The organism is Nostoc sp. S13 (genome assembly GCF_029379315.1).
GTDB lineage: Bacteria > Cyanobacteriota > Cyanobacteriia > Cyanobacteriales > Nostocaceae > Nostoc.
Genome location: NZ_JAQYWQ010000147.1, coordinates 7,041 through 14,749 on the forward strand (window position 1 = coordinate 7,041; position 7,709 = coordinate 14,749).

Consider the following 7,709-nt stretch of genomic DNA (forward strand, 5'->3'; position numbering starts at 1 on the left):
AGTCTACTCCGATTTAGGAGAAAAGCAAAAAGCACTCGATTTTTACAACCAAGCTCTGCCCCTATTTCGTGCTGTGGGCGATCGCACTGGTGAAGCTCGTACACTCAATAACATCGGTCGAGTCTACTCCGATTTAGGAGAAAAGCAAAAAGCACTCGATTTTTACAACCAAGCTCTGCCCCTTAGGCGTGCTGTGGGCGATCGCAATGGTGAAGCTGTCACCTTGGGTAATATTGGTGAACTATTCCAAAGTACAAATCGACCAACTGAAGCTATTACTAATTTGCAGCAATCTCTTCAAATCAGCTTAGAAATGCGCCGGGGTTTACAACGAGAAAATCGCCAAAAGTTTTTACAACAAAATCATGGAAGTGCAACTGCTTTAGTGGATGTCCTGATTAATCAAAAAAAATACGCTCAAGCTTTTGAATGGGTTAACCTATTTACTACAGCCGACCTTGCTGATTATACTCGCCTTATTAATGCCAAAGTTGCCAACCGAGAAGCACAGAAAACCCTTGACGATTGGAGTAAAAAAAATCAACAATTGGAATCACTGCGACAACAACTGCAAAGCGATCGCTCCGAAAGCCTATCTCAAAAAATTCGGCAATTAGAAGCACAAGTTTACTCAGAAGCTGAAAATATCTCTCGCCGTTTTCCTGAAGTGGCAGAACTATTTGAAACTACACCCGCAGATATTAAAAACCTGACATCTTCCATCCCCGCAGGAACGGTTGTAGTTCAGCCCGTCTTGCTGACTAATGTTAGAGATATGCCCAATAATGTCGCCATTTTTATCTTCACCAAAGGTGAGTTGAGCGTTATTAAAAAATCTATTGATCCCACTGAATTTAATAAACTTATCACTCAATACTTAAAAGAGGTACAAGATGACAGTGATTCTAGCTACGTTGAAACTGGTGGCAAACTTTATGATATTCTTATTCGTCCTATAGAAGACAAAATTCAGGCTTTATCCCCCAAAGAAGTGAGTATTATTGCTACTGGTAAACTGCGCCATTTACCTTTTGAAACTCTTTACGACAATAAAACCAAGCAATTTCTAATCCAAAAATATCCTGTCAATTATCTCACTCGCACTTCCAATAATTCCCTAGAATATTCAGGTGTACAAAATGCCGTACCCCGCACACAAGCTGTTTTAGCATTTGGTAATCCAGTACCCAGTGACCCGCAAAATCTACCAGGTGCAGAGGCAGAAGTCAGAAAGATTAAAGAAATACTGCCAGACAGTGAAGTTTATATCCATAAAGAAGCTACCCTAGAAAAGTTTAGATCCCAAGCATTGCGCTTTTCGTTTTTGCACTTAGCAACTCACGGCTGTTTTCAAACTCAAGACTGCAAAAAAACGAATTTAAAAAATAATACTTTACTATTTGCTGACAAAACCTTAGATATTGCCGATGCTGCTCTTTTAGGGTTACAAGGCACACAACTGATTACTCTTAGTGCTTGTCAAACTGCTGTAGACACTAATCTTAATGGTATAGGACTTGCAGGAGTTGCTTATATATTTGAGCGGGCTGGTGCTAAAGCTGTGATGGCAAGTTTGTGGGCGGTTGATGATGAAGCAACTCAGGAATTGATGGTTTATTTTTATCAAAATCTCAAGCAGGGTATGACGAAAGGGGAAGCTTTGCAAAAAGCTAAGTTGAAGCTAATTGCAGACCATCGTCATCCTTTTTATTGGTCGCCATTCGTCTTGATTGGTGATGCACGGTGAAGTAATTCGTAATTAAGCCAGGGCAATGGAATGGGCGAATCGAATTCGCGACTACACAGGCAAAGTCCGCCTGCGCGGACTAAGGATAAATTGAGGGTTTGAACCCACGTAGGTGGGTTTTGTTTGTGTAGACGCGGTTTCTAACCGCCCAAGGCAAATGGAATTCGCGGCTACACAGGCAAAGTCCGCCTCCGCGGACTAAGGAAACATTGAGGGTTTGAACCCACGCAGGTGGGTTTTGTTTGTGTAGACGCGGTTTCTAACCGCCCAAGGCGAATGGAATTCGTGGCTACACAGGCAAAGTCCGCCTGCTAAGGAAACATTGAGGGTTTGAAACCCACAGAGGTGGGTTTTGTTTGTGTAGACGCGGTTTCTAACCGCTTTTTAATTACAAACCTATTCACTCACAGCAACTTGTCTGGTGTAATTGGCAAATCACGAATCCGCTTACCTGTGGCATGATAAACTGCATTAGATATGGCAGCTGCTACCCCAACAATCGGAAGTTCCCCCAAGCTTTTGGTTCCGAGTGCATTTACATAAGGATCGTGTTCTTCAACAAATTGCACTTCCATATTTGGTATATCTGCATGAACGGGAATCAGGTAATCTGAAAGGTTAGCACCAACTATTCTGCCCTGATTAGCATCCATTACAGTTTTCTCCATCAGCGCCATACCGATTCCCCATGTAATCCCACCTAAAACTTGACTCCGTGCTGTCTTAAAGTTAAGAATTCGCCCTGCACCATAAACGCCTACGCAACGTCTGACTTTGATTTCTCCCAACAATTCATCAACAGCAACTTCGATAAATATCGCACCAAATGAGTGTTTAGCGTATTGTTTGCTCTCTGGGTTGAGTGAGGATTCCTCTGTAACTTCTAAACTTTCTAATTCGTGACGGCGCAGAATATCGGTGTAGCTGTCTCGCTTCGATGGATCTTGTTTTAAAAATATTTGCCCAAATTCAACGGTAATATCTTCTGCTTGCGATTTATAAAGCAGAGAATTTGGATCTTTGATCGCCATTTGAATTATCTTATCCCGTGCAGCGATCGCAGCTTGATGCACCGCCGGAGAAACACTAGCAACTGTAATTGAGTTCCCTGTCATCGGCGCTTTGGGGAGATTACTATCACCTAGTTCAAACTGCACTGGTAATCCTAATACCTCAGCAGCTACCTGCGTCATTACTGTATAAGTGCCTGTACCGATGTCTTGAGTGCCACTTTGTACTTTTACTTCTCCATTGGCAAAAATTTTTACCTTGACTGATGCTGTTTGAACGTTGGTGGGAAATGTCGCACTTGCCATTCCCCAACCAATCAAGAAATGATTATCCCGCATAGAACGGGGAACTGGGTTGCGTTGTGACCAACCAAAAATTTCTGCCCCTTTTTGGTAACATTCTTTCAAGGATTTAGTTGACCAAGGTAATCCTGTGTGCGGCTCGATATCTGCATGATTTCTCAATCTTAGTTCAATCGGGTCAATATTTAAGGCAGATGCCAGTTCATCCATTGCCGACTCTAAGGCAAACATTCCCGGTGCTTCTCCTGGCCCACGCATAAAGGTTGGTGTGCCAGTATTAATGCGTGCTAAACGGTATTTAATTTCCAAATTGGGACAGGCGTACATGATTATTGTTGCTGCACCCACAGGTTCTACAAAGTCATCAAAGAGGGAAGTTAAGGATGTGCCAATGTGATTGATTAGGGTTAGCTGGCCTTCCTTGGTTGCACCTAACGTTACGTGTTGCTGAGTTTGGGATCTATGTCCGCAAGCAGTGTACATTTGCGATCGCGTTAGTACTACTTTCACAGGGCGCTTTACTTGACGAGATGCGATCGCAGCTAAAATAGTATGAGACCTTAGCAGTGCTTTACAACCAAATCCTCCCCCCAAATATTTGGAGATGACACGGACATTTTCTTGGGGAATATTCAGAACAGATGCGATCGCTCTTTGGGTTGAAGAAATGCCTTGAGTGGTTTCATACAACGTCAAATTATCCCCTTCCCACATCGCTATGGTTGCAGAAGGTTCTAGGGGATTATGATGTTCCATTGGCGTAGTATAAATTTGCTCTACCAGCACATCTGCCTGTGTTTTCCCTGATTCAACATCCCCTCTGGTGATTTTACCTGGCATCATGCCAAAAAATATTGATTCGGGTTCAAATATCTCTGCGGATGCCATTGTGGCTGTAAGCGGGGCTTCCTCGTAGATAATTTTGATCTTAGAGGCGGCGGTTTCGGCTTGTTCTAAAGTTTGGGCAATTACAATCCCCAAATGTTGACCATCGTAGTAGATGTTATTGTCTTTTTCCCTTGGCTGAGGTTGTTGGGGGGGAAAGAAGGGTATTTTTACCAGAGATGGGGTTTGTTCATAAGTAACGATATCTACTACACCAGGAGCGACTGCGGCTGCGGATGTGTCTATTTGGATAATTTTGCCATTTGCGATCGCGCTTTGAAAAATCACTCCATAAGTTAAATTCTCTATGGGCACATCGGCTGTATAAGGTGCTTCTCCCGTGACTTTCAGTCTGCCATCAACGCGATCGAGTGGTTTGCCAATAATTTCATTCATAATCCTTCTGCCACAACTGAGAGTGCGCGGATCAAAGCGCGTTTGACTAATTCAATTTTGAATTCATTGTGTGTTTGCGGTTTCGCTTCTTTGATAGCGATTGCGGCTGCATCTCTAAACGTAGCTTCATTGATTGCTTTGCCTTGAAGAAATTTCTCAGCTTCCCAAGTACGCCAAGGTTTTGGTGCTACCCCACCAAAAGCGATTCGTGCTGATTTTATCATGTCTTGTTCTACGTCTAAAGCAACAGCAACAGAAACGAGAGCAAATTCGTAGGAAGCACGATCTCTGATTTTTAAATAATGGGACTTATATGCATAATTTGCAATTTCAATGGCAACAATTAATTCTCCAGGCTGTAATAGAGTTTCTTTTTCTGGTGTCTCACCTGGTAAAAGATAAAAATCATGAATTGAAATTCGACGTGCTTTTTCTGCTCCTTGGATGCAAATCACTGCATTTAACGCCGTCAGGGCTACAGCTAAATCTGAGGGATGAACAGCAATACAATGTTCGCTAGCTCCGAAAATAGCGTGCATCCGATTGTAACCTGTAATTGCCGAACAACCTCTACCGGGAGTACGTTTATTACAAGGAAAAACCGGATCACGAAAGTAACCACAACGGACTCGTTGCAGTAAATTACCGCCCACTGTTGCCATATTTCGCAGTTGCGGTGAAGCACTTTGTAATAAAGCCTGACTAATTACTGGATAGCACTCTTGAATTTGAGGATGAAAAGCCACATCACTCATTCGAGAGATTGCACCAATGCGGATTCCATCAGCTTGAGATTTAATATCTGCTAAAGGTAAACTATTAATATCAATTAATATATTTGCTGTTTGGACTCCATCTTTCATTAATCCCAGTAAATCTGTACCACCAGCAATAAATGCAGCAGTTTTCTCTTGCTCAACTGTGGCGAGCGCCACTTCTTCTGAAGTAACTTTAGCATAACTAAATGGCTGCATCTTCCATTTCCTCTAACACATTCCGAATCGCCGCAATAATATTAGGATATGCTCCACAACGGCAAAGGTTTCCACTCATCTTTTCTCGAATTTCTGCCTCAGATTTTGGCAGTTCTTCTAATATCATCCCTACGGCGGAGACAATTTGACCCGATGTGCAGTACCCACATTGAAAAGCATCATGGGTGATAAAGGCTGTTTGCATGGGATGGAGTTTGCCATCTTCTGCTAATCCCTCAATTGTGGTAATTTCAGTACCAATGTGCATTACTGCTAGCGTCATACAGGAGTTAATTCGCCGACCATTAACTAGAATAGTACATGCACCACATTCACCGCGATCGCAAGCTTTTTTAGTGCCCATCAGACCCAGCTTTTCCCGAAGCGCATCTAGTAAAGTGACGCGAGGTTCTAGCTTCAGGGAGTGGGAGATATTATTGACATTCAAGGATAAGTCTACTTCCTCTGAACCCAATATTTTCACTTTCTGGGCAAGAGAGTCTGAAGTTATTGGAGCTAAGGAATTCTCTTTCATCTTCAATGGAGTTGCTAATAATTAGATTTATTATCTCTCTGGTGTCGGAATTTTTACAATATTTTTGATTAACGCAGTACTTGAGAACAACGTTCAACTATGCGGGGAATATTTTACATTGGAGGATTCCTTGTTACAATTCCGTCTAATAAATCAGCAATCTGGTTTTAACAAGACAGATTCAGGAGTCAGAATGGAATTCTGTATGACTGGTGGATATAACTTCTGAATTCTTCTTCTATTCTTCAAGCTGTCGCCTAACGCACTGGCTTCTCTGCGCCTGGAGTGGTAGCCTGCGGTAAGCCCTCCGGGTTCAGCAGCGCGTCTACGTAAAAAAAATTGACTTAGACAAAGTATTTTAGCCTTAACACCAAGCCTATTGAGATATAAAGCCTGTTTTATTTCTGATTCTGGATTCTGATGTATATTTGAAAATCTCTATGGAAGATTTGATATAATTCCTTACTAAATATTGTTTTAGCTCATCTAATTAACCTAATAACATGGAAAAAAGTCTAACTCAGAAATTATCCAAACCGATAGTAGAGAAAGTTGCCATTGTTGGTGCTGGCCCAGGCGGTTTGGCAGCTGGTATAGTACTGAGAAGTCAAGGAATAGACGTTCAAGTATACGAAAAAGCCCAAGAATTTCGTCCGGCTGGAACTGGACTAGGATTAGCTCCTAATGGCTTGAATTCCCTAGATGCGATCGCGCCGGGAATTGTCGAATCCCTGAAAAGTTCAGGTTGTGAGGTTCACCACACGGTTTTAAAGAATATTCAAGGTGAAACAATCCGAACTAATGCAACTAAATATTTAGAGCAATACGGACAGCCATTATTGACTATTTGGTGGTATCGTTTGCAGCAAATTTTAGCATCCAGATTACCGTCTGACATCATTCATCTCAATCATCGCTGTATCGGCTTTCAGCAAGACGAAAACGGTGTGGAAATTCATTTTGATGGCGAAAAATCGGTATATGCAGATTTGCTGATTGGGGCTGATGGCGTCAACTCTGTAATCAGAGAAACTTTATTTGGGGAGGGTAAGCCTAATTATATTGGTAGTATGTGTTGGCGTGCTGTCATCAAGTATTACCACGAGCTATTTAATGACTATGAACTAGTTTTTGTCAAAGGCAATAAACAGTTTATGTACATTCTCAATGTAGGCGGTGGCTATACTAGTTGGATTAGTCGCAAATTATCGCCTGAGTACTATCTTTCCCACAGCGCCGATGAAATTAAATCTCGTATTCTCCATGAATTAGCTGACTGGGACACATCTTTTCGGGCGATGGTAGAAGCGACACCAGCCGAGCAAATTTGGGAAGGGCCAATTTGCGATCGCCCACCATTAACTCAGTGGAGCCAAGGCAGAGTCACACTCTTAGGCGATGCTGCCCATCCGATGGCACCTGCTATGGGACAGGGAGCCAATACCACTTTTGAAGATGCCTACGAACTGCGAGAGTGTTTTTCTGATTCAGCTAATCTCCAAGAAGCTCTCACCAGCTACGAACAGCGTCGCATCGAGCGCACAAAAATCATCCAAGCTCGTAGTGCTTTGGGTGAGATGCGCTACTACGACAACATTGTGGCATCTAATGAGCAGACGCAGGAGCGTCAAATGAGCCTTAATGATGATTTTCAGAAATGGCTATATAATTTTAAACCGTCTGTAACAAGTTAAATTTTAGTGTGCTATCAGCAAAGTTACTTTTTTCAAAAGTAGCAACAAAAATTTGGCTGATTAGTGCAAAAAGTTATATGAGGTGCTAATCTTATCGAGTAATTTAAGGATTTGAACCTCGCATGACTAGAAGTCACGCGATTCCTACTTCAACGAGTCCTGCCT

The 7,709-nt window shown here is 42.3% G+C and carries 5 protein-coding genes; 2 read left to right on the top strand and 3 right to left on the bottom strand.

All coding sequences use genetic code 11. The features are described 5' to 3' along the window. The coding region (locus PUQ00_RS29105; protein WP_300423114.1) for a CHAT domain-containing protein at positions 1-1,747 on the top strand (1,747 nt) is incomplete at its 5' end. 404 nt (positions 1,748-2,151) lie between these two features. On the opposite strand, the gene PUQ00_RS29110 is transcribed toward PUQ00_RS29105, so the two are convergent. The 3 genes from PUQ00_RS29110 to PUQ00_RS29120 are packed head-to-tail and all read right to left on the bottom strand — an operon-like array spanning position 2,152 to position 5,850. Next, entirely contained in the window at positions 2,152-4,341 is a 2,190-nt protein-coding gene (locus PUQ00_RS29110; protein WP_300423117.1) for a xanthine dehydrogenase family protein molybdopterin-binding subunit, read from the bottom strand. Then, positions 4,338-5,315 (bottom strand): xanthine dehydrogenase family protein subunit M, encoded by a 978-nt coding sequence (locus tag PUQ00_RS29115; protein WP_300423119.1) that lies wholly within the window; start codon positions 5,313-5,315, stop codon positions 4,338-4,340. Before PUQ00_RS29115 ends, PUQ00_RS29110 begins: the two co-directional genes overlap by 4 nt. Then, the gene (locus PUQ00_RS29120; protein ID WP_300423121.1) at positions 5,302-5,850 is read right to left on the bottom strand and encodes a 2Fe-2S iron-sulfur cluster-binding protein; all 549 of its coding nucleotides are present in this window, start codon (positions 5,848-5,850) and stop codon (positions 5,302-5,304) included. Before PUQ00_RS29120 ends, PUQ00_RS29115 begins: the two co-directional genes overlap by 14 nt. A 503-nt stretch (positions 5,851-6,353) precedes the next feature. Between PUQ00_RS29120 and PUQ00_RS29125 the strand changes: the two genes are divergently transcribed. Next, positions 6,354-7,544, top strand: a complete 1,191-nt coding sequence (locus PUQ00_RS29125; RefSeq protein WP_300423122.1) for an FAD-dependent monooxygenase — start codon at positions 6,354-6,356, stop codon at positions 7,542-7,544. Positions 7,545-7,709: the final 165 nt, after the last annotated feature.

Excerpts from the sequence above, each read along its gene's own strand:
- PUQ00_RS29110 (WP_300423117.1), bottom strand. The coding sequence starts at position 4,341 with ATGAATGAAATTATTGGCAAACCACTCGATCGCGTTGATGGCAGACTG.
- PUQ00_RS29115 (WP_300423119.1), bottom strand. The coding sequence starts at position 5,315 with ATGCAGCCATTTAGTTATGCTAAAGTTACTTCAGAAGAAGTGGCGCTC.
- PUQ00_RS29120 (WP_300423121.1), bottom strand. The coding sequence starts at position 5,850 with ATGAAAGAGAATTCCTTAGCTCCAATAACTTCAGACTCTCTTGCCCAG.
- PUQ00_RS29125 (WP_300423122.1), top strand. The coding sequence starts at position 6,354 with ATGGAAAAAAGTCTAACTCAGAAATTATCCAAACCGATAGTAGAGAAA.